The organism is Streptomyces sp. NPDC059743, assembly GCF_042732975.1.
Classification (GTDB): Bacteria; Actinomycetota; Actinomycetes; order Streptomycetales; family Streptomycetaceae; genus Streptomyces.
Window position 1 is genome coordinate 82,897 of record NZ_JBHWGS010000025.1, and the last position, 25,408, is coordinate 108,304.

Annotated in this window: 18 protein-coding genes and 3 pseudogenes; 10 read left to right on the forward strand and 11 right to left on the reverse strand. The window is 69.1% G+C overall.

Annotation, left to right across the window (positions count from 1 at the left end; genetic code table 11):
• Positions 1-241: 241 nt before the first annotated feature.
• The 3 genes and pseudogenes from ACFV6H_RS34355 to ACFV6H_RS34365 all read left to right on the forward strand — a co-directional run bounded on the left by ACFV6H_RS34355 (position 242) and on the right by ACFV6H_RS34365 (position 2,072).
• Positions 242-808: a snapalysin family zinc-dependent metalloprotease gene (locus tag ACFV6H_RS34355; RefSeq protein ID WP_093591679.1), complete on the forward strand. Its 567-nt coding sequence runs from the start codon at positions 242-244 to the stop codon at positions 806-808.
• A 45-nt stretch (positions 809-853) separates the two neighbouring features.
• A pseudogene (locus tag ACFV6H_RS34360) lies at positions 854-1,516 on the forward strand (alpha/beta fold hydrolase); the annotation flags it as partial.
• Between the two features lie 22 nt (positions 1,517-1,538).
• Entirely contained in the window at positions 1,539-2,072 is a 534-nt protein-coding gene (locus ACFV6H_RS34365) for a TetR/AcrR family transcriptional regulator (RefSeq protein ID WP_385550423.1), read from the forward strand.
• 157 nt (positions 2,073-2,229) lie between these two features.
• Here the strand turns inward: ACFV6H_RS34365 and ACFV6H_RS34370 are convergent.
• A pseudogene (locus tag ACFV6H_RS34370) lies at positions 2,230-2,566 on the reverse strand (enolase C-terminal domain-like protein); the annotation flags it as partial.
• Between ACFV6H_RS34370 and ACFV6H_RS34375 the strand changes: the two are divergent.
• Positions 2,554-2,868: pseudogene (locus ACFV6H_RS34375) on the forward strand (VOC family protein); the annotation flags it as partial. The pseudogenes ACFV6H_RS34370 and ACFV6H_RS34375 overlap by 13 nt on opposite strands.
• A gap of 123 nt (positions 2,869-2,991) precedes the next feature.
• Here the strand turns inward: ACFV6H_RS34375 and ACFV6H_RS34380 are convergent.
• The 3 genes from ACFV6H_RS34380 to ACFV6H_RS34390 all read right to left on the reverse strand — a co-directional run bounded on the left by ACFV6H_RS34380 (position 2,992) and on the right by ACFV6H_RS34390 (position 6,398).
• Positions 2,992-5,133, reverse strand: coding sequence for a serine/threonine-protein kinase (locus ACFV6H_RS34380; RefSeq protein ID WP_385550331.1), 2,142 nt, complete (start codon positions 5,131-5,133; stop codon positions 2,992-2,994).
• A gap of 224 nt (positions 5,134-5,357) precedes the next feature.
• On the reverse strand, positions 5,358-5,831 hold the full coding sequence (locus ACFV6H_RS34385) for a hypothetical protein (RefSeq protein WP_385550334.1): 474 nt from the start codon (positions 5,829-5,831) through the stop codon (positions 5,358-5,360).
• A 12-nt stretch (positions 5,832-5,843) separates the two neighbouring features.
• Positions 5,844-6,398, reverse strand: coding sequence for a hypothetical protein (locus ACFV6H_RS34390; RefSeq protein WP_385550337.1), 555 nt, complete (start codon positions 6,396-6,398; stop codon positions 5,844-5,846).
• A 450-nt stretch (positions 6,399-6,848) separates the two neighbouring features.
• Between ACFV6H_RS34390 and ACFV6H_RS34395 the strand changes: the two genes are divergently transcribed.
• Positions 6,849-7,388 carry a hypothetical protein gene (locus tag ACFV6H_RS34395; protein WP_385550340.1) on the forward strand — a complete coding sequence of 180 codons (540 nt, stop codon included), beginning with the start codon at positions 6,849-6,851 and terminating at the stop codon, positions 7,386-7,388.
• A 48-nt stretch (positions 7,389-7,436) separates the two neighbouring features.
• Here ACFV6H_RS34395 and ACFV6H_RS34400 read toward each other — a convergent pair whose 3' ends face one another.
• Both ACFV6H_RS34400 and ACFV6H_RS34405 read right to left on the reverse strand, forming a co-directional pair.
• Positions 7,437-8,456: an LLM class flavin-dependent oxidoreductase gene (locus ACFV6H_RS34400; RefSeq protein WP_385550343.1), complete on the reverse strand. Its 1,020-nt coding sequence runs from the start codon at positions 8,454-8,456 to the stop codon at positions 7,437-7,439.
• A 271-nt stretch (positions 8,457-8,727) separates the two neighbouring features.
• Positions 8,728-9,222 carry a hypothetical protein gene (locus ACFV6H_RS34405; RefSeq protein ID WP_385550346.1) on the reverse strand — a complete coding sequence of 165 codons (495 nt, stop codon included), beginning with the start codon at positions 9,220-9,222 and terminating at the stop codon, positions 8,728-8,730.
• Positions 9,223-9,411: 189 nt separating this feature from the next.
• On the opposite strand from ACFV6H_RS34405, the gene ACFV6H_RS34410 reads away from it, so the two are divergent.
• Positions 9,412-9,738: a MiAMP1 family antimicrobial peptide gene (locus ACFV6H_RS34410; protein ID WP_384787983.1), complete on the forward strand. Its 327-nt coding sequence runs from the start codon at positions 9,412-9,414 to the stop codon at positions 9,736-9,738.
• Positions 9,739-9,828: 90 nt separating this feature from the next.
• Here ACFV6H_RS34410 and ACFV6H_RS34415 read toward each other — a convergent pair whose 3' ends face one another.
• Entirely contained in the window at positions 9,829-10,005 is a 177-nt protein-coding gene (locus ACFV6H_RS34415) for a hypothetical protein (RefSeq protein WP_176732601.1), read from the reverse strand.
• Positions 10,006-10,211: 206 nt separating this feature from the next.
• Between ACFV6H_RS34415 and ACFV6H_RS34420 the strand changes: the two genes are divergently transcribed.
• Positions 10,212-11,882: a serine/threonine-protein kinase gene (locus ACFV6H_RS34420; RefSeq protein ID WP_385550351.1), complete on the forward strand. Its 1,671-nt coding sequence runs from the start codon at positions 10,212-10,214 to the stop codon at positions 11,880-11,882.
• The gene (locus tag ACFV6H_RS34425; RefSeq protein WP_385550354.1) at positions 11,879-12,673 is read left to right on the forward strand and encodes a hypothetical protein; all 795 of its coding nucleotides are present in this window, start codon (positions 11,879-11,881) and stop codon (positions 12,671-12,673) included. The genes ACFV6H_RS34420 and ACFV6H_RS34425 overlap by 4 nt, the downstream gene beginning before the upstream one ends.
• Before the next feature lie 85 nt (positions 12,674-12,758).
• On the opposite strand, the gene ACFV6H_RS34430 is transcribed toward ACFV6H_RS34425, so the two are convergent.
• Positions 12,759-14,222 (reverse strand): hypothetical protein, encoded by a 1,464-nt coding sequence (locus tag ACFV6H_RS34430; protein ID WP_385550357.1) that lies wholly within the window; start codon positions 14,220-14,222, stop codon positions 12,759-12,761.
• A 159-nt stretch (positions 14,223-14,381) separates the two neighbouring features.
• Positions 14,382-17,372, reverse strand: coding sequence for a carbohydrate binding domain-containing protein (locus ACFV6H_RS34435; protein ID WP_385550360.1), 2,991 nt, complete (start codon positions 17,370-17,372; stop codon positions 14,382-14,384).
• A 472-nt stretch (positions 17,373-17,844) separates the two neighbouring features.
• Here ACFV6H_RS34435 and ACFV6H_RS34440 point away from each other — a divergent pair, with 472 nt between their 5' ends.
• Both ACFV6H_RS34440 and ACFV6H_RS34445 read left to right on the forward strand, forming a co-directional pair.
• Complete coding sequence (locus ACFV6H_RS34440; protein ID WP_385550363.1) at positions 17,845-20,280, forward strand: phosphoketolase; 2,436 nt, start codon at positions 17,845-17,847, stop codon at positions 20,278-20,280.
• 16 nt (positions 20,281-20,296) lie between these two features.
• On the forward strand, positions 20,297-22,699 hold the full coding sequence (locus ACFV6H_RS34445) for a glycoside hydrolase family 65 protein (RefSeq protein ID WP_385550366.1): 2,403 nt from the start codon (positions 20,297-20,299) through the stop codon (positions 22,697-22,699).
• Positions 22,700-22,764: 65 nt separating this feature from the next.
• Here ACFV6H_RS34445 and ACFV6H_RS34450 read toward each other — a convergent pair whose 3' ends face one another.
• Both ACFV6H_RS34450 and ACFV6H_RS34455 read right to left on the reverse strand, forming a co-directional pair.
• Entirely contained in the window at positions 22,765-23,814 is a 1,050-nt protein-coding gene (locus ACFV6H_RS34450; RefSeq protein ID WP_385550369.1) for a zinc-binding alcohol dehydrogenase family protein, read from the reverse strand.
• A 144-nt stretch (positions 23,815-23,958) separates the two neighbouring features.
• Complete coding sequence (locus tag ACFV6H_RS34455) at positions 23,959-25,377, reverse strand: DUF2252 domain-containing protein (RefSeq protein ID WP_385550372.1); 1,419 nt, start codon at positions 25,375-25,377, stop codon at positions 23,959-23,961.
• Positions 25,378-25,408: the final 31 nt, after the last annotated feature.

Here is a 25,408-nt window from a genome sequence, read left to right on the forward strand (position 1 = left end):
TCATCAAGCGTTCTGGACTGGGCGCCGTCACTGTGAATATCCGGCCGCCTCTTGCGGCGAGCGCGTCGAACCGGCTCTGAAGTCCCCGCGATCGAGCAGCGGACGCACCAACAGGGGAATACGGGCTGGCCTCTGTGACCAAGTGCCTCAGATCGACGGATTGGTGTCAGTCCTCGCTGGGCAGTGAGCAGAGGCAAAGTCATGTCATGTGCACGACCATCTCTCTACAAGGAGGTCGACCATGCACGTCCGTACGTTGACCGGAGGACTCGCCGCCGCCCTGGCCGTGACCTTTTCCCTGATGGGCGGCCAGGCCGTGGCTGCCCCATCGGCGGACACGGACAGAGCCCTGGCCGCGCGCGTAGTCACCTACGACGCCAGCGGCTCCGCCGAGTTCAGGTCCGCGGTCGACCGAGGCGCGGCGATCTGGAACGAGAGCGTCGACGCCGTCGAACTGCGGCCGGCCGCGGCCGGGCAGCGCGCCAACATACGAGTCCTGGCGGACAACGGCTGGCCCCGCGCCATCACCACCTCCCTGGGCAACGGAACCGTCTACATCGGACGACAGGCAGTGAACGAGGGCCATAACACAATCCGCATCTCATCCCACGAACTGGGCCACATTCTGGGACTGCCGGACCGCAAGCCCGGACCGTGTTCAAGCCTGATGTCCGGTTCCAGCGCAGGAACCACGTGCACGAACGCCTATCCGAACACAGCCGAGAAGGCCGAGGTCGAAGGGTACTTCGGCGGCGCGTTCGCGCCGACGGCCCCAGCAGTACCGCTCAACCTCATGATCGTGGACTGAGACACGGCGCGGGGCCCCAAGCGGAAGTGACCGTACGCCCCGGAGCGCAGAGCGCGTTCCGGGGCGGCCGATGGCGCCGACGTCCGCGCCTCGGACCGGGCGCCCGCCGTGATCCGCCACCTGGGCGGCCCGGCACTGCTCGTCGGCCACTCGATCTCCGGCGGCGCCGCCACCATCGCCGCCGCGCAGGAGCCCTCGCTGATCACCGCGGCTGTCGAGTTGGCGCCGTTCACCCGCAAGCAGTCGATCCGCGTCGGTGACCTGCGGGTGAAGCGCTTCCGGCAGGGCATGCTGCGGCTGCTCGGCACAGGCGCGTTCGGCAGCGTGCCGTTCTGGCGCTCGTACCTCGACGTGGCCTACCCCGGTGTGAAGCCGGCCGACTGGGCCGAGCGGCTCGGCCGCATCGACTCCCTGCTGCGCGAGCCGGGCCGGATGAAGGCCATGCAAGGCATGGGCCGCAGCGCCCCGACCGACGCCGGCGCGCAGCTCGGCAACGTCCGCTGCCCGGTCCTGGTCGTGATGGGCACGCTCGACCCCGACTGGGCCGACCCGCACGCCGAGGGTTCGGCGATCGTTGATGCCCTGCCCTCCGGCCTCGGTCGCCTTGAGATGATCGAGGGCGCCGGGCACTACCCGCACGACCAGTTCTCCGACCAGGTGGTTTCGCTGATACTCGCCTTCCTCCGGTCGGAGGCCGCTCATGCCTAGGGCCGGTCTGGACCCGGCCGCCGTGGTCGCGGCCGGTGCCGCCCTCGCCGACGAGGTGGGCCTCGCCGGCCTGACGATGGGTCTGCTGGCCGAGCGGGTGGGCGTGCGTACCCCGTCCCTGTACAAGCACGTAAGCGGCCAGGAAAACCTCAACCGGCGCATCGCGGCCCTGGCGTTGAGCGAGGCCGCCGACGCCGTCGGCGGCGCGGTCCAGGGGTACGCGGGCCGCGACGCCCTGGCAGCTGCGGCCCGCGCTTTCCGTGCCTTCGTCCTGGCGCACCCTGGCCGGTACGCCGCCACGCTCGGCATGGAACCGTCCGGCCCGGACGACCCGCTGGCCGCCGCGAGCCGGCGGCTGCTCGACGCGTTCACGGCGGTCCTGCGTGGCTACGAGATCGCAGAATCCGACGTGAACCACGCCCTGCGCATGCTCCGCAGCCTCTGCCACGGCTTCGCCACGCTACAGGCGGCCAACGGCTTCCAGTGGAGCACCGACATCGACGAGAGCTTCGAGTGGCTGATCGCCTTCACCGACCGAGGCCTGCGCGCCGTCTGAGAACGCCTTCGACGGCACAGGACCCGTGTCACCGAACCGTGGACGGCTCGGACGACAGTGACGAGTCCCGGCCGCGCGCCCCGCCAAGCCGCTTCCCCGCCCCGCACGCCACAGCGCGTCGGGCGGGCCTGCCCGGCGCCCCGTCATCCGCAGCCGGTCACCAGTCGTGGACCGTACCGTCCTGGAGCCGGTTCACCGGCAGATACGCCTGCCGGTAAGGGTGGGCCGCGGCCAGGCCCACGGTGAGATGTCCTCCGGCCCGTGGATGCCGCTCTTGATCAATACAACTAGGCCGCGAAGTCGAAGAACTTGCGCAGAGGTGTGACACCGCCGAAGTGGGTGACGGCGGAGCGTACACAGTCGATCAACTGCTCGGTGACGAGCGTCTGGTAGTCGTGGACGGTGTTGAAGACCTCTCCGATGGCGAGCGGAACAGTGGTGTGCCGCCGCACCAGGCGCAGCGCCTCCTGGTTCTCCGCGGGCCACGTGGGACGATTTCAACCTCTCCCTGCCTCCTGAGGATCAGGGTTCATGGTTCGCCTGCAGTGATCCCTCAGGCGTGGGCCCGCGACTGTACTTCCAGCGCGTCCCCGAAGGCAAGGTCGTCAAGAATCGGCTGCATCTCGATGTGCGAGCCGGCACCGGGCTCGTGGGTGAAGAGCGCCTCGCCACGCTCGAAGCCGAGTGCGCACGACTGATCGCGCTCGGCGCGGTACGCGTGCGGCTGCTTTATGACGGCAACGATTCGTGCATCGTGATGCAGGACATCGAGGGCAACAAGTTCTGTCTCGACTGAGCATCCTCCGAAACGGCGAGGCGGGGAGCCGTCTCCCTTGGGCCTCTCTTACCCGAGCGGCGGCCCGAGGTGGCCGATGACGCGGTCTGCGGCCGACGCGGCGGTTCGGTGGCCGCTGAGTGGTCAGTTCGACGTGTTCGGGTGGAGGGGATCGAGGGAGCGGAGGCTTCCGTTGGCCATGGTGACCAGTGAGCCGCCTGTCCGCATCGGGGACGTTCCCTCCGATGAACCGAAGGCGCTTGTGCCCATGGCGGGTGTCTGCCATCGCTTGCGGCCTGTTCGCAGGTCCAGGGCGACCAGCCGTCCGCTGTAGCTCGACAGATAGACCGCTCCCTCCCGCCCGGAGGCGATCGGCGGTCCCAGCAGATCCACCGTGGTGTCCTCGCTCCACAACTGCTCACCCGTGGTGGTGTCGATCGCGGTAACACGGCCGGTGTCCTGGACGAAGAAGAGACGGCCCTCGGCCAGTGTCGCGGCGCCGACCGGACGCGCGGGCAGGTTCAACGTCCGCCGGACGCCCGTCCGTACATCGACACGCAGCAGGGAACGGACCCGCTCAACCGGTCCGTCCTCGGCAGCCCAGACCAGTATGAGCAGGTCGCTTCCGTCGAGCCCGACTGCGTGGGTGAGACCCTTCACATGGGTGATCTCCTCCGCGGTCCCGCTCTTCGGATCCAGGCGCAGAAAAGCGGTCCCCTCCTGCGGAGTGCCGGAACACGCGGCGTACGGCGCGTCGTCGAAGACCAGGGACTCACAGATCAGCCCGTCACCGGGCCACGGCGTCGACCACAGCTCGGCACCGGTGGCGGCATCGCGCCCGACAAGCGAGCCGTTCTCAAGGCCGTCACTGGAAAGCACCGCACGACCGAAGAACGCCACCCTGCCGGTAAAGGCCGCCCTTCTCGTCCAGAGCCTCTTTCCGGTCTTCGCGTCCAGGACGATGAGATCCTCCCTCTGCGAACCGTCCGAATCGGCAGGCCCACGCAGCAAAACACGCCCGGCGCGCACATCGACATCGCCGGACGACCCGGGCTCGGAGGACGGGACCCGCCAGTCGACACGCCCGGACGCGGCGTTGATCCGCGCCGCGTGGAAACCGTTCCCACTGCAGTAGACGGCGAGTCCGTCCGAACGGCAGTCCGCGAACGCATCGGGCTCGCCGTTCGCACCGGACAGGGCCAGCTCCCACGGCCGCCAGCCCGCGGGCAACGCAGCCTCCCGCACCGGCGAAGGCCGGCCGACGCCCGCCGAGGAGGGCATCGCGGACGGCCGATCGTCCGCCGGCTTCCCGGTGCCCATGTCGTCCGTCAGCACCAGCGCGCCCGCCCCGAGACCGACCACGGTGACCGCGGCCATCAGGGCGAGCGAGGACCTGCCACGCAACGGCCGTAACCACCCCGAACCCGACGACCGCCCGGCCACCACAAAATCCGAGGCGTCGTCGTCGGCCGACAGGTCCTCCTCGGACAACTCGCCCAGCATCCGGGCCAGTTCTCCCAGATCCGGCCGGCCCGACGGATCCTTGTCCAGACACCGTTCGACAATCCCGCGCAGTGGCGGCGCCACACGGTCCAGAGCGGGCGGCTCGTGCACCACCTGATACATCGTCAGATAGGGACTCTCCGCGTCGAAGGGCCCGTGGCCGGTTGCCGCGTACACCAGCAGCGCGCCGAGCGAGAAGATGTCCGAGGCCGTGGTCACCTCACGTGGACGGCTCAACGCCTCCGGCGACATAAACGGTGGTGTACCCATGATGTGCCCGGTGAACGTGAGCGACTCGTGGTCGACCGCCCGCGAGATCCCGAAGTCGATGACCCGCGGTCCATCCGGTGCCATCAGCACATTCGCCGGCTTCAGATCGCGGTGCACCACGTCCACACGGTGGATGTCGCCCAGCGCCTCCACCAGCCCCCGGGCCAGCCGCAGCACCTCCGCCGCCGGCAACGGCCCCTGTTTGTCGACCCGGTCCGACAACGTGGGAGCGGGCACGTACAGCGTGGCCATCCACGGCAGCCCGGCATCGGGATCGGCATCCACCACCGAGGCGGTGAACGCGCCGCTGACCCGTCTGACCGCGGCCACCTCCTGCCGGAAGCGAGTTCTGAACTCCTCGTTCTGGGCGAACTGCGCGTGCACGACCTTGACCGCGACCTGTCTGCCGGACGCGGAGCGCGCCAGATAGACCACCCCCATGCCACCGGACCCGAGCCGGTCCAGAAGCTGGTAGCCACCGACCGAATCCGGATCCACCGCGCTCAGCGGCACGCGCTCACACCCTTCCGCCCCTGCCCTGTCGCCACGCTGTCCGCCTCCGACACCTTGGCAGGCGATCTTCCCAATCACCTGGCGCCCATGCCGCGTCATCGCGTGGAATTGGCCGGGAATCCTGCCTTGGTGGCTTCGGAGTGGTCGGACGGCGGCGCGGCGGTCCGCGAAAGGCGGTACGGCGTACGGCGGTACGAGCCGTACCGCTACCCGCCGCGCCTCAGCTATTCGGCAGCGCCCGAAAGGATGGGACGTGTTCTGCCGTTCTGTGGGCAGGTCCAGGAGGCCACGCCGTTCACCACCTTGGCCACGGCAGGGTGGCTGTGCCCCGGACAGGGCGGGACCGGAGTGCCGGCGGTGTGCTCCAGCACGCTGTCCTGCAACTGTTCGGCCAGGAGGGCCACGGCTTCGGCTTCGGTCATGGACTGCTCCAGAAGCACGCTGGTGGAGGAGCCGTCATCGAACGCGAGCACGACGAGGACCGAGCAAGGATGAGGAGCGGAGGACGGCTCGGCCGGCCCTTCGCCGTTGTGAACGTCCATGTCCAGTCGAGAGATGAACGCTCCTTCGCCGGACGGTACTTCGGGCTCGCGATCAGCGGCTGACACCGTCACGTTCAGAGTGTGGCCGACGGGATCACCGAGCTGCCGCAGAATGTCTTCCGCCCAGTTCAGGACTGAGGTGGTGGTCAGTTTCATCGTGCCGCTTCACTACTTCTTCGCCTTGACATCCGACGCCCAGGTGATGGACCCGGTGCCGGTCCTCCCGCCGATATTGACCCGGAAGGTCATATAGTCCTGGAACTGAACGTGATCGCCGTGCCTTACGGGCTTGAGAGTGCCGTGGAAATGGTAGCTCTTGCCCACCACATGGCCCGCGTTCTTCGGTTTCCTCTTGCCATTGTTCCACCACGAGACGCCCCTCTCGTTGACCTTTGAGGTAATGAAGGACTTCACCCGCGCGGAGATCTTGTAGCCCCAGTTGATGGTGCTGTACTTGCAGTTGAAGCGAGCGTGCAGTGTGCCGTTCGCATCGCTCCAGCTCGGATTCTTGTCACAGCGCAGCGTCGCGGGTGCCCTCTTCCTCTCCATCGGTCCCGCCGGTCCCACCGGTTGCACCGGTCCCACCTGGTGCCGGGCGCCGCCCGAAGCCTCCTGGGCGGCCTTCCGGCCGGTCGTCGGTGCGCCGACGATCGCGGCGATCCGGTCGCGTTCCGCGCGGGTCAACTTCAGCGGAGAGCCATCGGAATTCGGGTCCAGCGTCACGCGCAGAGTCGTTTCCGACCCGCCCGTGGCCGTGGTCGAGACAAAAGTCCTGTCGTCGGCGGGAGTCGTCGCAGACGTGGCTGTGACTGTGGCTGCGACTGTGTGCGTACTGCCCACGGAGGCACTGTTCATCGCAGGTACGGCGTGCGCTGCTCCGGTAACGGACGCCGTCACCGCCAGCGCGAGACAGCCGGACGCCGTAGCGTTCTTCCACGAAAGACGCATTCGCTTTGGTCTCCTCTACTCGCTGTGGGATACGAGAATTTCGCATCCCTGGCGATTCGGGACCGTTTTCCCAGCTCAATCACCTGATGGAGTGATGCGGCCGAACCCACGAGTGGGGCCAACGGGAGTCGGCCGTCGAGATCAACGTCGTACGCCGGGTGATCGGCGGGCTCGGTTGTCGAGATTTTCGCGACAAGCAGCGCATCCGGCAATACGGTTGTCGTCATGGACGCGGGGTTGGCCGCTGTGATCGGTGCTGCCGTCGGTGCGCTCGGGGGAATGGGCGGTGGGCTCCTCAGTACTCTTGGTCAGGGTGCCCAGCAGCGGCGCCAGCAGCTGATCGACCGTGAGAACCGCCTTGAACAGACGCGTCGTGAGGCGTACCTCGTCTGCATGGACACCTCCAAGCAGTTGACCGCGGCATGGTGGAAGTTGGCCAATCACCTGCTCGCGGAGGACAGCACAGCCGGGCAGCGGCAGCAGAGTGCACTGGAGGCACAGACCGGGTGGGCAAGGTTCAGCCTGGCCGCGGACGCCGCGAGTATCGCCGGTCCCAACAAGGTGGCCGAGGCAGTCGCAGCACTCCGCGAGGCCATGTGGCGGATGGACCGTGCGGGCACCTCCTGGTACGAATGCGCGCGCCGTGGCGAGAGCACACGCCTCGCTGCCTGCGAAGCGGAGTACAGGGCTGCGGAAGCAGCACGGACCCAGCTCGGGTATGCCTTTCAAACGGCTGCCAGGAGCGCTCTCCATGCCGAGCACTGAGCCTTCGCGACCTGGCGCTACGGGCCAACTCCGGCCCCGGCGCCATGATCAGGTGGCTGCTTGCCAGCCGAGTGCCGACCCCAGGTTGGTGGCGATGTCGGTGAGGATCTGGACGTAGTCGTCGTGATCGAAGGTGAAGGGCAGCGCGAACGCGACCTCGTCGATCTCACGGAAAGCGGCGTGGGAGTAGAGGCGTTCGGCGATCTCCGCAGAGGTTCCTACGAGATCGGGCGCGAACATCATGCGTGCCGGTCCCTGCGGTGTGGCGGTACGTGGCGTGCGCTTCCGGGCGTATTCCTCGTACTTCACACGTTGCTCCGGCGAGGCGGTGTCGGTGGGGATGACAACGAGTCCCTGGGAGACGCGGGCGCGGTCGCCGTCCGGGTGATGGGCGCGGAATGTCCGTATGTGCGAGAGCTGGATCTCGGCGAAGTCCTCGGACTCCTCCGCCTTCACGACGCTGCTGGTCAAGAAGTTCATCCCGTTCTCACCGGCCCACTGAGCCGACCGCAGGCTCGCGCCGCCGTACCACATGCGACGGCCCAGACCGTGAGCATGGGGCTGGACACGGTCGGAGAACACCTCGAAGCCCTCAACACCGCTGAAATCGGTGGCCGGTTCACCGCGTACGAAGTCCAGGAGCCGCCGCACACGGTCGTAGCTGAAGTCCTCGATGTCGGCGGTGTCGGGATAGAGCGCGTGCTTGACCTGGTCGTAGTGCATCGGCGGGCCGACACTGACACCCGGATTGAGGCGGCCCCCGGACAGGATGTCGACGGTCGCCAGGTCCTCCGCCAGCCGCAGCGGATTCTCCCAGCCAAGAGGGATGACCGCTGTGCCCAGCTCGATACGGCTGGTGCGCTGCGTGGCCGCCGCCAGGACCGCGACGGGAGAGGCGATGCCGTACTGAAGATGACGGTGCCGCATCCACGCGCTGTCGAAGCCCAGCTTCTCACCGAGCTCGATGATCTCCAGTGTCGACTCGTGACCGCGGCGAGGATCGGCCTCGTCGAACAACCCAATGGTCAAGAAGCCCAGCTTCCGCAACGGTTCCGAAGTCAGCGGCACAGGGATCCTCCATCGTCCACGGCGTGCTCCTCCGCACACCAGCACAGTCCCGATTGTCGCAGGCGGTCCTCTACGGGCTGGTGCCGACGTCACGCCGCCCCGGCTCACCGCCCCAGCTCGCCGCGCAACTCGCCGCGCCGCGCGGGTGGGAGGCACAGTCCTGGCTCAGGCCGTGACACCAGCGTCCGACACTCGTTGAATGAGGCATGTGGTCGGCGGGCCCCGGACGTGGTGACGTCCGGGGCCCGTCGGCGTCCGTGCCGACGGCAACCTAGGGAATCCGGTAGACGAACGACGGGAACGGGTCTGTCGTGGCCCACTGCCATGCCGCCACACAGTCCCGGGCCACGGTGAGCGCCTCGTCCAGCCGGTCCGTCTCCGCCAGGGCCAGGGCGCGGGCGTGGAGGGTGTAGGCCGTCTGTGTCGAGGAGGCACGGGCGCCAGGGACCGCCAGGGACTCGTCCGCCGCGGCGAGAGCGTCCTCGTACCGGCCCGTCTGGAGCAGCACATGGGCGTACAGGGCGAGGGACCGGGCCAGGCCGTCCCGGTAGGCCGCGCGCCCGCCCGCGCGAGCGGTAAGGGCGCGGTATATCGCTACGGCCTCCTCGCCCCAGGCGAGGCGCCGCGCCAGCGGCTGCGGCCGTAGCAGCACCCAGCCGGGCGTGAGACACCGCGTCAGCGCGGCGCCGAGCAGCGGCCCGCCCGCCCGGACACCGACCCGGGCCAGCAGCCGCAGCGGCGGCAGCAGGATGCGCGCAGTCCCCATATGGCTCCCCCTCGTACGGAGGACGGCCGGGCCCGCGCCCTGGTTGGACACCACACGGTGAGGACGCGGCGGAACGTCGGCCTCGGGCTTACACCGACTGCGCCGGTTCCATTCGCGCACCCATCACACTTCGTGTTCACATGACATCGCAAAGTCATCTTCTGTTTTTGGTCAACCAGAGGAGTTGCCATGCGTAACCGTCACACCCTGCGTCTCGCTGTCACCTCGGCCGTGACGTCCGCCGTGCTGGCCCTGACGTCCGGAGCCGCGCTGGCGAGCGACTGGTACGGCTACCCGCGGTCGAATCAGCAGGGCCAGCCCCAGCACATCCTGGCCTGCGGTTGCAGCAATCTCGACGAGGGCAAGCGCGGCTCCTACTACTTCGACCACCGTGGACAGGACGCGACGATGTTCAACGACCGCGACTGTCCCCGAGGTCACGGGCACTACACGTTCCGGGGCGACTCGGAGCGGAACGCGTCGTTCGGCTGGAAGAGCATCCATATCCACTGCTGACGGATACGGTCCAAGGCAGTCCAACGCAGTCCTTGCGGGCGCCCGGCCGGGATTCTCCGGCCGGGCGTTCCGTACTCAAGGGATCCGCACTCAAGGGAAGAGCAGGATCCCCACGAGCACCAGCACGACAAAGGCGATGAGGAGAAGCGTGGTGGTCCGTATGCGGTGATGTTCCGGTACGAAGCTCTCCGAACGGCCGCGCGGGCGGTCCTCCGGCAGCTTGGGGTTGTCCGGCCGGTCGCGGGAGTAGAAGTCGGTGTCGGCCATAAGAACCTCTTGGAAGTCGTGACTCCATATGAGGCCGGGGACTCTGGCCCCATACATCGACTTTACCTCCCAAAAAGGACCGATGCCGTATCGGACTTCCGTACGGGAACCGGACGTGGCGGATTTGTGTCTGCCATGAGGACAGGGTGTGGGCTACCGTCCGCCGGTCGCGCGACAGCGACCGGCGGCGCCGCCGAGGGGGAGAAATGAACGCCTGGTCCGTCCCCGGATATACGGAGTCCCGCGAACTGGGCTCCGGCGGCAGTGGGCGGGTCGTCCTCGCCGTCCATGACGCCACCGGCGTACCCGTCGCCGTCAAGTATCTCAGCGAGCGCCTGCGCACCGACTCCGCGTTCGTCCGCTCGTTCCGGGCCGAGGCGCGTCTGCTCAGCGGCCTCGACACACCGTATGTGGTGGGTCTGTACGAGTACGTCGAGGCACCGCGCGGCGCCGCCATCGTGATGGAGCTGGTCGACGGCATCGCCCTGAGCGCGCTGCTGCGGCAGGAGGGCCCCACCAGTCCGGAAGCGGCGCTCGTGGTGCTCAAGGGATCGCTGCTCGGGCTGGCTGCCGCGCACCGGGCGGGCGTCGTCCACCGCGACTACAAGCCGGAAAACGTCCTGGTCGCCATGGACGGTTCGTCCAAGCTCGTGGACTTCGGCATCGCCACGGGCCGTGGCAGCACCCCGGGCGTGGCCGGAACTCCCGCCTATATGGCCCCGGAACAGTGGAACGGAGAGCCCGCCTCCCCCGCGGCCGATGTCTACGCGGCGACCGCGACCTTCTACGAATGCCTCACCGGCCGCAAGCCGTTCTCCGGCGAGAACTTCGCCGAGCTGGCGCTCCAGCACATCGGCGCGCCCGTTCCCGAGGAGGAGGCTCCCGAACCGGTCCGTCCGCTGATCCGGCGCGGTCTGGCCAAGGAGCCCCGGGAACGGCCTCACAACGCGGACGCGTTCGTCGCGGAGCTGGAGGAGATCGCCGGGACGGCCTACGGCCCGGACTGGGAGGAGCGGGGACAGCGGAAGCTCGCCGCGCTCGCCGCCCTGCTCCCACTGCTCCTCCCGTACGCGGGCGGCGGGCCTGCGGGCACGACCGCGCTGGCCACGACGGCGCTGGGCGGTGGACGGCGCGGTGGAGGCGGACGGCGCGGTGGCAGGCGAGGGCGTAGCTGGAAGCCCGGCGTGAGAGGGATGCTGGCCACCGCTGTCGCACTGGTCATCGCCGTCGTGGCGGCCGTGGCCGCAGGAGCGGTGGGAGACAGTCCGGAACGGACAACGGCCCAGGCGGTCACCACCGCGGGCCCGGTCCAGAACCCGGGCGCGGGTCCGGACGCCACCGCGTCCGCCGGCCCGTCCGACTCCATGAGCCCGTCGCCGACGGGCAGTGCCTCTCCCGGCGGCTCGCCCACCTCGCCCTCCGTCACCGACAGCGCGACTGCCGGGACGGCCGGTACCTCCACACCGCCCGTGGCGCCACCGCCACCGCCCGCCTCACCGTCCTCGTCCACTCCCTCGGTCACACCGACCTCCTCGGCTCCGACGACGGATCCCGTACGCGTGAAGTCCGTCTCCGTCACCGGACTACGGCAGACGGGTACGACGACCGCCGCCGCCGCCGTCAGCATCGCGACGGACGGCACAGGTCCCGTCACCGTCGTCATCACCTGGTTCGCCGGCGAGACATCCGGTGAGCTCGGCGCCCAGGACGGCTCGCAGACCTTCCGGCGCGAGGGCGCCACGCAGTACACGATCCAACTCGACCACACCTTCCAGCGGCAGGGCTGCTACTGGGGCGTACAGGCGACCACCGATCCGGCGGCGGCGAGCGGCGGCTCCTCGCAGCAGATCCTGATCCGGCGGTGCGTCATCTCATGAGCGATCCCCGTATCCCTTACCACCGCGACGACGCAAAGCCCGAGCGCCCGGAGAACGAGAACGAAGCCGCCAACGAGAGCGGCAACGAGACCCTGCCCGCCAGCGGTCCCGGTCCCAGTCCCGGTCCCGACACCTACAGCGCGACCGTCCTCGGCAGCCACTGGTTCGAACGGCCCGAGCCGACACAGGTCCCGGAACCGCTCCTCGCACCGGATGCGCCGGATCCGCTGCCGGAGGCGGCGCCGGACCGTGTCGAAGGCCAGATCCTCCGCTTCGGCCCCGGAGTGACCGCCGCCGTCCGCACCCGGCACCATGAGAACACCACCACCGCAGCCGCCCTCTGGCACGGCACTCTGCCCGGACAGCCGCCCGGCCCGGAGCCGGTCCCCGAGCACCGCTCCGGAGGCCCGCGCCGGTACGCGCTCGCCGCCGCGGTCCTGCTCGCCGTTCTGGTGTTCCTCGCCTGGCAGCGGTACGGGCCCGCCCTCGCCGTACAGGACGTGACCGTACGAACCGCCTTACGCGGGGCCGGATGTGACGGTACGTCGGACATCGTCGGCGTGGTGCGGACCAACGGGCGCCCCGGCACGATCACCTACCGCTGGCTGCGCAGCGACGGCACGTCCTCCGGCCTGCTGCGCGAGAAGGTGACGCGTGGTCAGAAGACCGCCCGTCTGCATCTGTTGTGGACCTTCCGTGGCCGAGGCGAGTACCGGGCCACCGCCGAACTGCGGATCACCTCGCCGTCCCGGCACACGGCCGTCACACGCTTCGTCTACCGGTGTGTCTGAGCCGCCGCCGTACCTCCGTGCCACGGCGGCGGCTCACCCGGCCGGTCAGCCAGTCGGTCGGCCGACCGGCCAGCCGGTCAACCGGTCAGCCGTTCACCACCACAAAGGCCCTGTTGTTGGCCAGATTCGGGTCGAAGTCGCTGATCCTCAGGTCCGGCCGGTCGTTGAGAGTGACCGCCTTGCCGCGAGCGCCCGGCACGACACGGTCGACTCGGAGCGAGAACGGGAAGGTGTAACTCGCCCGCTCGTGCAGGAAGACGGGCGTCGTGCAGCGGTAGCGAGGCGCGCCGAGCTGCTCCTCCTGCCATTCGCCCGAGGCGTCGAGCGCGTAGCACTCCTCCGGCTTGGCGGTGACGGTCGTCCCGCGCGGAACGGTGAAGTCCACGGTCGCCACCGGCTCACCCGCGCCGAGTGAGGCCACCCACGCCGGACCGCGGTTCTTCACCGTGACCGATGCGGTGACGGTCTCGCCCGCCGCGCCCGCGACCTTGCTGCCGATCAGTTTCAGATCCGCGGTGTTGATGGCGTTGATGAGCATGGAGCGGAAGTTGTCCGACGTGTCGACGTCGACATCGTCCGCGACATCAGCCGCAGCGGCGCCCACAGCGGTGCGAGTCGCGGCACCCGCCGGACGCAGATCGAGTTCGGCTCCGCTGCCCCGGACGAACGGGCGTCCCGCGCGCGCCTGTTCCAGTGCCTCGTCCGAGTACGGCTCGACTCCGTAGTCGAAGCGGTCGTAGAGAACGCTCTTCTTGGTCCGCAGCGCGCCCGCGTCGAGGGAGAAGGCCTGGCCGGGAGCGACGGGCTCGTCCAGTACGCACAGGGCCCAGGTGCCGACGGGAGTGGCCGGCGAACCCTCGTCGGCGTACTCGCAGTTCCCGTACCGGGCGGCGAAGTCCAGGCCGTGCGAGGCGAACAAGGTCAGCAGAGTGCGGTCCGCGGTCCGGTTGCCGTTGTTGGCAAGGGTGATGGGCACATCGACACGGGTCCTCGGTTTCACACCGTTCTGGTTCGGTGCCTGGACGAGGCCCAGATCGGGTCCGTTGACCACGGTCACGGTCGTCTCGGCCGGATACGCCGTCAGATCGCCCGCCACGGCCGAGGACCTGATCGTCGCGACCGTTCCCTCGACGGCGGCGGACGTGGCCGTTATTCCGATCTCGGCCCCGTGGACATAGCTGTCCGTCGACAGCCCCGGGAAGGAGCAGTCACCGGTGACGGTACGGTCCTGGCCCGTCCCGCCGATCCTTTCGGTGCAGTTGGCGGGCCAGGTGATCTCGGCGAGGTCCGCCAGCTCGGTGACATCGACGGTGAGTGTGCCCGCGGGCACCACCATGTCGGTGTTGTCGTGCGAGAGTTCGATGTTCAGTGTTCTGGTGGGCGCGCTTCCGTCGGCGTCCGCGCCGAGCAGGGCCATCTCGTACGGAACCGCGATCCACAGCGCGTCCGACTCGTCGGCATGGGCGGGCCCCGCACCCGCGGCTACCAGAGCGAAGACAGCAAGGAACGGTGTGATGAGGCGACGGGTCAGGGTCAGGCGTCCGGTCATGACGTCTCCCATTGGTCGGGTTGATCGAGCTGATCGAATTGGTCAGAAGGACAGCCGAAGATACGGCTACGGTCATCAGGACCCACGGGACCGTCGAAAAGTTGTACGGGGCACCACCGGGCCGTATCGCCTCCCGGTGTGCCCCGTACGGTCGTTGGCTCACTTCAGATACGGTCCCGGCGCGCCGATCCGGCCGGGCCCGTCGAGTACGTACACCCGGAGGTTGCCCTTCCCGGGCGCGGCGACGGTCAGGCTGCCGTCGGTCACCGCCTTCGCGTCGCCGGTGACGGCGTCCCTGTACGTACCGTTGGGAATCCCGGTGTAGGTGGCGCCGCCCGTGACAGTGACCAGCGCGAAGCTGTCCGTCGCGCCCGCCGTGTAGCGGCGCTTGAAGGCCATGGAGCCGCTGATGCCCTCCGTGGAGTACTGGCCCATCTGGAGCGCGGGCACCGCGCGCCGGATCTCGTTGAGCCGCTGGACATGCTTGACCAAGGGCCGGCTGAGCGTGGCGGCGACCTCGCCGCTCGCCGACTCGACCTTGCTGAAGTCCGAGGCCCTGACATCTCCGGCGAGATGGCCGCCGTAGTAGGCGCGGCCGGTGGTGGCGAGCGGGCAGCTCGGTCCGCAGTCGATCTGCTTGCCCTTCTGGAACTCGATCTCGGATCCGTAGTAGAGCGTGGGAATACCGCGGAAGGTCCACATCAGCGACATGTTCTCGGCCCAGGCGTCGGTGCCGCCGGCATAGCGGGTCGAGGACTTGTTGGGACCGTAGTCATGGCTGTCGACATAGACGACGTTGTAGGTCGCGTCGTTGGTGGAGTCGTCGGAGTCCTTGCCGTTGTGGAACGCGTTGGGTGCGTCACCGAAGTTCATGTGCATACGCATGTCGATGATGTTCATGCCGGAGAACCGGCTGTGGTCGGGCGCGTGGTAACTGTTCCCGTTGAGGAAGGCGTTGGCGGAGGTGGGCTGATTGCCCGTGCCGAGCTGGTTCTCGTAGGTGAACTGTTCGAGCGCGGCGGCCGTGTCGTCGGCGCTGTACTCCTTGCGCTCCTTCCAGGTGTAGAACTGCGCGGAGTGGTTGACCGAGCCCCGGTTCCACTTGTCGTTGACGAAGGCCGCGACCTCGCCGAAGACAAAGAAGTTACGGGCCGCCTCCGCACCGAACTTCTCGGTGACGCGTTCCTGGATGGCGGGCAGGAAGCGGCGGTTCCAGGTGACGCGCGGGATGTGCACGGCAGTGTCGACGCGGAAACCGTCGACGCCCATGTCGATGTATTTGTTGTAGGCGCCGATCAGATAGTTCTGTACGGGCGCCGATTCGGTGTTGAAATCCGCGAGGTCCTCGTGCAGCCAGCAGGAGCGCGCGTCCTCGCCCTCCCAGTTGCCGATCCAGCACTGGTGGTAGTACGGCTTGGGGAACATGCCCGAAGTGGGGCTGGGCCACTGGCAGTTGTAGAGCGTGTAGCCCTCGGGACTCCTGCCGCCGGTGGGTTTGCCCCAGTTCAGACAGGTGTTGCCGGACGGCTCGGCGGTCGACCAGAGGTCACCGGTGTAGTACGACTTCCCGGACTTGGGCTCGACGGTGAGACCGTCATAGGTGAAGCCCTCGTTCTTCTCGTCGTAGTACCAGCTCCACTGCGCGTCGCGGACACCGTAGACGGTGGGCGTGAACAGGCCCTTGGCGCCCCAGCGGGAGGAGTGGTTGTAGACGACGTCCTGATAGATCTTCATGCCCTTGGCGTGGGCCGCGTTGATCAGGTCCTGGTACGAGGCGCCCGCGGACTCCAGCCGGGGATCGACCTTGTAGAAGTCGTAACCGTGGTAGCCGTGGTAGTCGTAGTCGGACCGGTTGAGGACCACCGGAGTGATCCACACGGCGGAGAAGCCGAGCCCTTTGATGTAGTCGAGCTTGTCGACCAGGCCCTTGAAGTTGCCCCGGAACATGGGGTCTTCGTTGGCGGCGTTGCCGGACCGCACATGCTGGCTGCCGCCGCGGTTGTTGGCGCTGTCGCCGTCGTTGAACCGCGCGGTGAGGACGAAGTAGATCGGGTCCTTGCGCGGATCGGTACCGAGCGGCCGGCCGCCGGCGGGCGCGGGCGGCTTCACATCGGTCGTGGCCTGGACGGCCGTCGAGGCCGCGGAGACGTTCCCGGCCGCGTCCAGGGCCTTCACCGTGTACGTATAGGTGGTCCGCTCCTCCAGACCGGTGTCGGCGTGGACCGTGGAGCCGGCATCGGTGACGACGGTGCCGCGGGTGCCGCCGGTACGGGTGATCTGGTATCCGGTCACACCGGTGTTGTCGGTGGACGGCTCCCAGGACACGACGACGGAGGTGCCGGTGGCGCTCGCGGTCACCTTCGCGGGCACGGTGGGCGCCTCGGTGTCCGGTGGCTGCGCCGCGCATGGATCCTTGGCGTCCTTGGTGACGGTCCTGTTGTCGACGGTGGTGCGGCCGGTGGTCAGCGCGTAGTTGGCGCCGTTGTTGTTGTCCCAGACGCCATTGCCGTTGTTGAAGGTCGCCTGCCAGGTGGTGGCGGTGCCGAGATCGACGGTCCTGCTGACCCAGCCGGTGCAGGCCGGCTCCATAGCGGTGCCTGGGACGGTGGTCCACGAGCCGCCCGTCTGCGCCCAATGGAGGTTGTACGCGGACCAGTTGAGGGCGGCCGTGGCGTAGTAGACGGTCGCGCTGTTACCAGCCGGAGGCTCGGTTCCGGCGCACGGATCGCTGTGGGCGACGACGCCGTCCTTGACGGTGATGGTGCCGGTGCCCAGCGCGTAGTCGGCGCCGTTGTTGTTGTCCCAGGTGCCGCCGCCGTTGTTGAAGGCGGCTCGTAGCCCCGCGGCGGATCCCAGATCGACCGTCCGCTTCACCCAGTCCGTACAGGCCGGCTCCATCCGTACACCGGGCACGGCGGTCCATGACCCGCCGTCCGGCGCGTAGTGCAGATAGGCGGCGGGCCAGTTCTTGGTCTTCGTGTAGTAGAAGACCGTCGCCGTGTTCGCGGCGGCGGCGACCTGTTCCGGGACGCCGGTTTCCGTACGGTCGGCTCCTTTCGCCGGTATGCCCGAGATCAGTCCCAGGAGGCCGGTTGCCGCCACGAGCGCCGCGAGAGGGCGCTGCGCCAGGCGGCGGAGTTTGCGTCTCATGAGCGTCTCCAATACGAGGCCGTCGCCATGCGTGCCGACGGCCGTCAGCGGGAGGTGCGAGCGGGCGCCGCGCATCGCCGGCCGGACACTCCACGACGGTCGGGCGATGGCTTCGCAAGAAGAACCAGGAACTTTCTGCAAGCTCTTGCAGAACGGAAGCTACCTGGGCATGACAACGGCGTAAAGGCTTTTCACAGGCTTCTCCGGCGACAGCCGCACAGGTGGTCCCACGACCTCCGCACGGTCGTCCAGCCGCGCCACCGGCCGCCACCCGTTCGGGCCCCGGGTGTGGCCCGAACGGCCCTGGAGCCCTTCGTCCGGCTCGGCCAGGCTGGCCAGCGCCGGACCTCCACAGGGCCTGGCCATCTGCCGGGGCCCGGCCCGACGACAGCCGTTTGACATCAGGACCCAACGGGCACCGATCGCCCCCGACAAGGCTGACCACGACACCCACGAGCCGCGGAGGAGAGCCATGCGCGAGGCGAGCACGTCGGCGCGGACCACGGTCACGGCCGCCGTCACCGACGAGGAACTGGCCGCTCTGGTGGCCCATTGGCGGGCCGCCAACTATCTGGCGGTCGGTCAGATCTATCTGATGGCCAATCCGCTGCTCACCGAGCCGCTGCGCCCGGAGCACATCAAACCGCGGCTGCTGGGCCACTGGGGTACGTCTCCTGGGCTGAATCTGGTGTACACCCATCTCAACCGTGTCATCCGGGCCCGTGGCCAGGACTCGGTCTGTGTCTGGGGCCCGGGACACGGCGGTCCCGCGGTGCTGGCCAACGCCTGGCTGGAGGGCAGCTACTCGGAGGTCTACCCGGACATCGGCCGGGACCGGGACGGCATGGCCCGGCTCTTCCGCCAGTTCTCCTTCCCCGGCGGCGTGCCCAGCCATGTCGCGCCCGAGACGCCCGGCTCGATCCACGAGGGCGGTGAACTCGGCTACTCGCTCTCCCATGCCTACGGCGCCGCGCTCGACCGTCCGGATCTGCTGGTCGCGTGTGTGATCGGCGACGGCGAGGCGGAGACCGGGCCGCTGGCGGCGTCCTGGCACTCCAACAAGTTCCTCGATCCGGTGCGCGACGGCGCGGTGCTGCCGATCCTCCATCTCAACGGCTACAAGATCGCCAATCCGGCCCTGCTCGCCCGTATCCCCGAGCCCGAGCTGGACGAGCTGCTGCGCGGCTACGGCCATGAGCCGCTGCATGTCGGCGGCGACGACCCGGACACCGTCCACCGCGCGATGGCCCGGGCGATGGACAGCGCGCTGGACCGTATCGCGCTGATCCAGCGCACCGCCCGGCTGGAGGGCGCCACCGCCCGGCCCCGCTGGCCGGTGATCGTGCTCCGTACACCCAAGGGCTGGACCGGTCCGGTCACCGTGGACGGACTGCCGGTCGAAGGGACCTGGCGCGCGCATCAGGTGCCGCTGCCCGCCGTACGCGAGAATCCGCAGCATCTGCGGCAGTTGGAGGCGTGGCTGCGCTCGTACCGGCCCGAGGAGCTCTTCGACGGCCAGGGCCGGCCACGGGCGGGGGTACTCGCCTGTGTCCCCGAGGGCACGCGGCGGCTCGGCGCCACGCCGTACGCCAACGGCGGTCTCCTGCTGCGCGAGCTGCCCGTGCCGGCCCTGGAGCCGTACGCCGTACGGGTCGACCGGCCCGGTGTCAGTCTGCATGAACCGACCCGGGTGCTGGGCGATCTGCTGGAAGCGGTCATGGAGGCCACGACCGAGCGCCGTGACTTCCGTGTCGTCGGCCCGGACGAGACGGCCTCCAACCGGCTCCAGGCCCTCTACAAGGCCTCGGGCAAGGCCTGGCAGGCTCAGACGCTGCCCGTGGACGAGCATCTCGACCGGCACGGCCGTGTCATGGAGATCCTCTCCGAGCACACCTGTCAGGGCTGGCTGGAGGGCTATCTGCTGACCGGACGGCACGGCCTCTTCTCGTGCTACGAGGCCTTCGTCCATATCGTGGACTCGATGGTCAACCAGCACATCAAGTGGCTGAAGGTCTCCCGTACGCTGCCGTGGCGGCGCCCGATCGCCTCGCTCAACTATCTGCTGACCTCGCATGTCTGGCGCCAGGACCACAACGGCTTCTCCCACCAGGATCCCGGCTTCATCGACCATGTGCTGAACAAGGCGCCCGAGGTCGTACGGGTCTATCTGCCGCCGGACACCAACACCCTGCTCTGTGTCGCCGACCATGTGCTGCGCAGCCGCGACTATGTCAATGTCGTCGTCGCGGGAAAGCAGCCGTGCTACGACTGGCTCACGCTGGACGAGGCGCGGGCCCACTGCGCCCGTGGCGCGGGTGTGTGGGAGTGGGCCGGTACCGAGCGCGAGGGCGAGGAACCGGATGTGGTGCTGGCCTGCGCGGGCGATGTCCCGACCCAGGAGGTGCTGGCCGCCGCCCTGCTGATCCGCCGCCATCTTCCCCGGCTCGCGGTCCGTGTCGTCAATGTGGTCGATCTGGCCCGGCTGCTGCCGGAGACCTGGCATCCGCACGGACTGTCCGACAGCCACTACGACGCGCTGTTCACCCGCGACAAGCCGGTGATCTTCGCCTACCACGGCTATCCCTGGCTGATCCACCGCCTCGCCTACCGCCATACCGGCCATGAGCATCTGCATGTACGCGGTTACGAGGAGTCGGGCACCACCACAACGCCCTTCGACATGGTGGTCCGCAACAATCTCGACCGCTACCGGCTGGTCATGGATGTCATCGACCGCGTACCGGGACTGGCCGTACGCGCCACTCATGTGCGGCAGGCGATGGAGGAGGCCAGGCTCAGGCATCACTCCTGGATCCGTGAGCACGGCGTCGACCTGCCGGAGGTGACCGACTGGACCTGGCAGCCGGTGCCCGTGGACAGCGAGATCTATCCCACGACACGCCTGTGACCGGCGGAGACTGACGGTGCGCGCCTGGAACTGGACGTACGAGGGCTACGAGCCGGAGTCGGAGCGGCTGCGCGAGGCCCTCTGCACCCTGGGCAACGGCTACTTCGCGACCCGGGGCGCGGTCTCCGAAACCTCGTCGGGGCCGGCGCACTATCACGGCACCTATGTGGCGGGCTGCTACAACCGGCTGGTCTCGACCGTGGCGGGACACCGGATCGAGAACGAGGATCTGGTCAATCTGCCCGACTGGCTGCCTCTGCGCTACCGTCTGCGCCCCGAAGGAGCCGAGCCAGGACCGTGGCTCTCCCCCGACCGGGCCGAACTGGCCGAGCACCGGCGGACCCTGGATCTGCGGCAGGGCACGCTCGTCATCCGGTCGGTGTACGAGGACGGCGCCGGGCGCCGGCTGACGGCCGAGCAGTGCCGGCTGGTGCATATGGGAGAGCCGCATCTGGCCGCGCAGCGCACCTCGTTCACCGCCGAGGGATGGGCCGGGAGCATCGAGGTGGAGTCGGGGCTCGACGGCGATGTACGCAACGACGGAGTCGAGCGGTACGGCGAGCTGGCGAACCGGCATCTCACCCACTGGCACACCGGCACCAAGCACGGCGACACCGACTGGCTGCGCTGTCGCACCGTCACCTCCGACATCCGCGTCGCGCTCGCCGCGCGCATCCGCGCCGCCGCCTCCGGCGAGACCGTCACGACCACCGCGCGGCTGACGGAGCGTCAGACTCTCCGGACGCTGCTGATCCCCGTAACGCCCGGAAGGACCGTCACCGTCGACAAGACGGTCGCCCTGTACACCTCCCGTGATCCGGCGATCAGCGATCCACGGTCCGCCGCCGTCGAAGAGGCACGGCGGGCGCCCGGCTTCGCACGGCTGCTGGCCTCGCACCGCCGGGCCTGGGAGGACATCTGGCGCCGTGCGGCCCTGGACGTACCCGGAGAGGCGGGCCGGATCCTGCGGCTGCATCTCTTCCATGTCCTCCAGACGCTCTCGCCGCACACGGCCGAACTGGATGTCGGAGTGCCCGCCAGAGGACTGCACGGCGAGGCGTACCGAGGGCATGTCTTCTGGGACGAGCTGTTCGTGCTGCCGTTTCTGAATCTGCACTTCCCCGAGGTCTCCCGGGGCCTGCTGGGCTATCGGCACCGGCGGCTGCCCGCCGCGTGCCGCGCGGCGCGGGAGGCGGGCCGGCTGGGAGCGATGTATCCGTGGCAGAGCGGCAGCGACGGGCGCGAGGAGACCCAGGAGGTGCATCTCAACCCGCTCTCGGGCCGCTGGCTCGCGAACCATTCGCGATTGCAGCACCATGTCGGTTCCGCGGTGGCGTACAACGTGTGGCAGTACTGCCAGGCCAGCGGTGATCTGAAGTTCCTGCACACCAAGGGCGCGGAGACACTGCTCCAGATCGCCCGGTTCTGGGCGAGCGCCGCGGTCTGGGATCCGTCCGTGGCCCGGTACCGCATCCGCGGTGTCATGGGTCCCGACGAGTACCACGACGGCTATCCGGGAGCGACGGCTCCAGGTCTGGACGACAACGCCTATACGAATGTCACCGCGGCCTGGGTGCTGGCGCGGGCGCGTGAACTCTGCGGCGCGCTGCCCGCCTCGCGCCGCCGCCGGCTCTTCGAGCGGCTCCAGCTCGACACGGACGAGCCGGAGCGCTGGGACGACCTCTCGCGCACGCTCCATGTGCCGTTCCACCGCGGTGTCATCAGCCAGTTCGCGGGTTACGGAGACCTCGCCGAGCTGGACTGGGCGGGCTATCGCGCGCGGTACGGCGACATCCGGCGGCTGGACCGGATCCTGGAGGCCGAGGGCGACACCGTCAACCGCTACCAGGCGTCCAAGCAGGCCGATGTGCTGATGCTGGGATATCTCTTCTCGCCCGGTGAACTGGCCGGTCTCTTCCGCCGGCTCGGGCACCGGCTGGACGACGACTCCTGGCGTACCACCGTCGACTACTACGAGCGCCGTACGAGCCACGGCTCCACGCTCAGCGCGCTGGTCCACGCGTGGGTACTGGCGCGGATCCACCGGGACGAGGCGTGGACGTACGCCAAGGAGGCGCTGACCGGCGATGTGGCGGACGTCCAGGGCGGCACCACGGCGGAGGGCATCCATCTCGGTGCGATGGCGGGCACCCTGGACTTCGTCCAGCGTGGTCTGACCGGTCTGGAGACCCGTGAGGACGCGGTGTGGCTGGATCCGGCACCGCTGCCCCAGCTCTCGAAGTTCCGGGTGGGCATCCGCTACCGGAACGACTGGGACGTGGATCTGCGGATCCGTGCGGAGCGCGTACGCGTCGGTGTACCGGCGTCGGACGCGGATCCGGTACGGGTGATGCTCGGCGGCCGGGCGCACACGATCGCGCCCGGTACGGTCCGCTGGCTGGATCTGCCCGGCGCGTGAGCGCGGGCACACTGCGTCCAGGTGTGCGTCGTGCCGAGGTGTGAGGTCGTGCCGCGGTGTGCGCGTCAGTCCGGTACGAGTACGGCGGCGCCCTGCACCCGGTCGCCCGCCAGATCGGCGAGTGCCCGGTCGGCCCTGCTCATCGGGTACGGACTGGTGGTGACCTGGATGCCGATGCGCTCGGCGAGCGCCAGGAACTCCCGGCCGTCGTGGCGTGTGTTGGAGGTGACGCTGCGCAGATTCCGCTCCTGGAAGAGATGGCGCTCGTAGTTCAGCACGGGAATGTCGGTGAGATGGATCCCGGCGATGGCCAGCGTGCCGGAGCGGTCCAGGGCCTCCATCGCCACCGGTACGAGATCACCGACCGGAGCGAACAGGATCGCCGAGTCCAGCAGCTCGGGCGGACGGTCGTAGGCGTCGCCCGCGGAAGCGGCGCCGAGCTCCAGGGCGAGTTCGCGTGCCCGCGCCGATCTGGTCAGCACATGGACGGTGGCGCCCTCGGCGAGGGCCACCTGGGCGGCGAGATGGGCGGAGCCGCCGAATCCGTAGAGTCCCAGCCGTCCGCCCTCGGGCAGCGCGCTGCGGCGCAGCGCGCGGTAGCCGATGATCCCGGCGCACAGGAGCGGCGCGAGCAGGACCGGATCGCGGGATTCGGGCAGTGGATAGGCGAAGGCCTCGGGCACCACGGTCAGATCGGCGAAGCCGCCGTCCGCGTCCCATCCGGTGTAGACGGACCACGGGCAGAGGTTCTCCCGGCCGGCCAGACAATAGCGGCAGGTCCCGCAGGTGCCGCGCAGCCAGGCGCCGCCGGCCCGGTCGCCGGTGCGGAACCGGGTCACGCCCTCGCCGGTGGCGATCACCCGGCCGACGATCTCATGGCCCGGGACGGTCGACGGACGGTGCGGGCTCAGATCTCCCTCGGCGAGATGCAGATCCGTACGGCAGACACCGCAGGCCTCCACGCGCAGCAGCAGATCCCCGGGGCCCGGGACCGGTGTGCGGCGGCGGATACGGACCAGCGGCCCGGTGGCGACCGGTCCGGGCGTCTCGACGGCCCAGGCGCTCAGTGCGTCGGGGATGGCCGCGGGAGAGGCGGCGGAAGCGGGAGAAGCCATGTCTCCAGCGTGCGGCGGGCACGGACGAGGAGCAAACGGTCGCCGGACCGCCCGTCGCCGGCTGCCGTGGCCTCGTACGTCGCCCGGGCGCGGCGCTGCCGTCCGGCCCCGGCTTCCCCGGGTCCTCCCAGGTGCTCCCAGTGCTCAGGCCGCTTCGGCCCGTACCCGCCCGGCCTCCACCGCGTCCGTCAGCGCGCGATGGTCGGCCTCGTTCCGGTCCGCGTAGCGCTCCGCGAACTCGGCAAGCGCGCGGTCGAAGGAGTCCCCGGCACCGAGATAGGCGGCGATGGCGATCCGGTCCCCGGAGCGGGCGTGGGCCCGGGCGAGCGTGGCGCCGCAGAGGTCGCCGAACACGCGCATCCCTCTGGGCACCATGTTCTGCGGCTCGACAATGCCCTTCCAGTCGTGCAGCTGGCGGACGTAGAAGTCCCTCCGCCGGTCATCGAGCCCGAGGACCCGGTCCCAGCCGAGGAAGATGTCGCCGACGGCCTGCATCAGACGCTGTCCGGCGACGACACGCTGTCCCTGGTTGTCGTACGCGCTCGGGCCGACATGCTCGGCGAGCACGGACCGGTCGGCCTCCTTGGCCTGGAGGATCAGCGGATCCTCGTCGTCCTTGCCGAGCAGCAGCAGGATCCAGCAGCGGGTACCGACGCTTCCGACGCCGACGACCTTACGGGCGATGTCGGCCACCCTGTACTCGTGGAGGAGATGCCGGCGGTCCGTGGACAGGCTCCGGCCGTACCGGTCGACCAGGTCGCGCAGTTCCCGGCCCATCCTGTCGCGCCCGGCGTCCGACGGCAGGTCGTCCAGCGGCACGATCAGCGGTGGATCGGGCGCGAACCGGCGCTCGCCGCCGCCGATCCGGGTGAGCTTGTCGAAGGCCTTGATGTTGTCCCTGGTCCGGGCCTTGGCCATGGTCCTGGTGAGACGTCCGCGGCCTCGTCTGCCGAGCTGCGGCGCGGTCATCGCCCGTAGCTCCTCCTCGTCGGCCCGGTCGTACCAGACATCGAGATTGCTCATACCGGCGTAGGTGCGCATATGCGCGCGGTACGACCGTACGGCGGTCCGGACGATGTCCGCGCGCTCCGTCTCCGTGTAGCCGTTCTCCCGGCCCGCGATCACCAGGCTTGTGGCGAGCCGTTTGACATCCCACTCCCACGGGCCGGGCAGAGTCTCGTCGAAGTCGTTGATGTCGAACACCAGATGCCGTTCCGGCGAGGCGAGCAGCCGGAAGTTCATGAGGTGGGCGTCTCCGCAGAGCTGCGCCGTGAGGCCGGAGCGCGGCGTGGCGGCCAGATCACCGGCCATGATCGCGGCGGCGCCCCGGTAGAAACGGAACGGTGATTCCGTCATACGGCCGTAGCGGATGGGCACGAGTTCCGGCACCCGGGCGGCGGACTGTGCCTCGATCACCTCCACGGGATCGGGCCGTCCCGGCACGGCGGTGAATCCGGCGTGGCTGGACCGTGGCGCGTTCTTGCGGGCGGCTCTGCCGTGGTCGGCCCGCTCCCGAGGCGAGAGATGCGACGTACCTTCGGAGGTTTCGCTGCCGCTGTTCATGGCGTGCTCCTCCTGTCCGACAGCCGAGGGC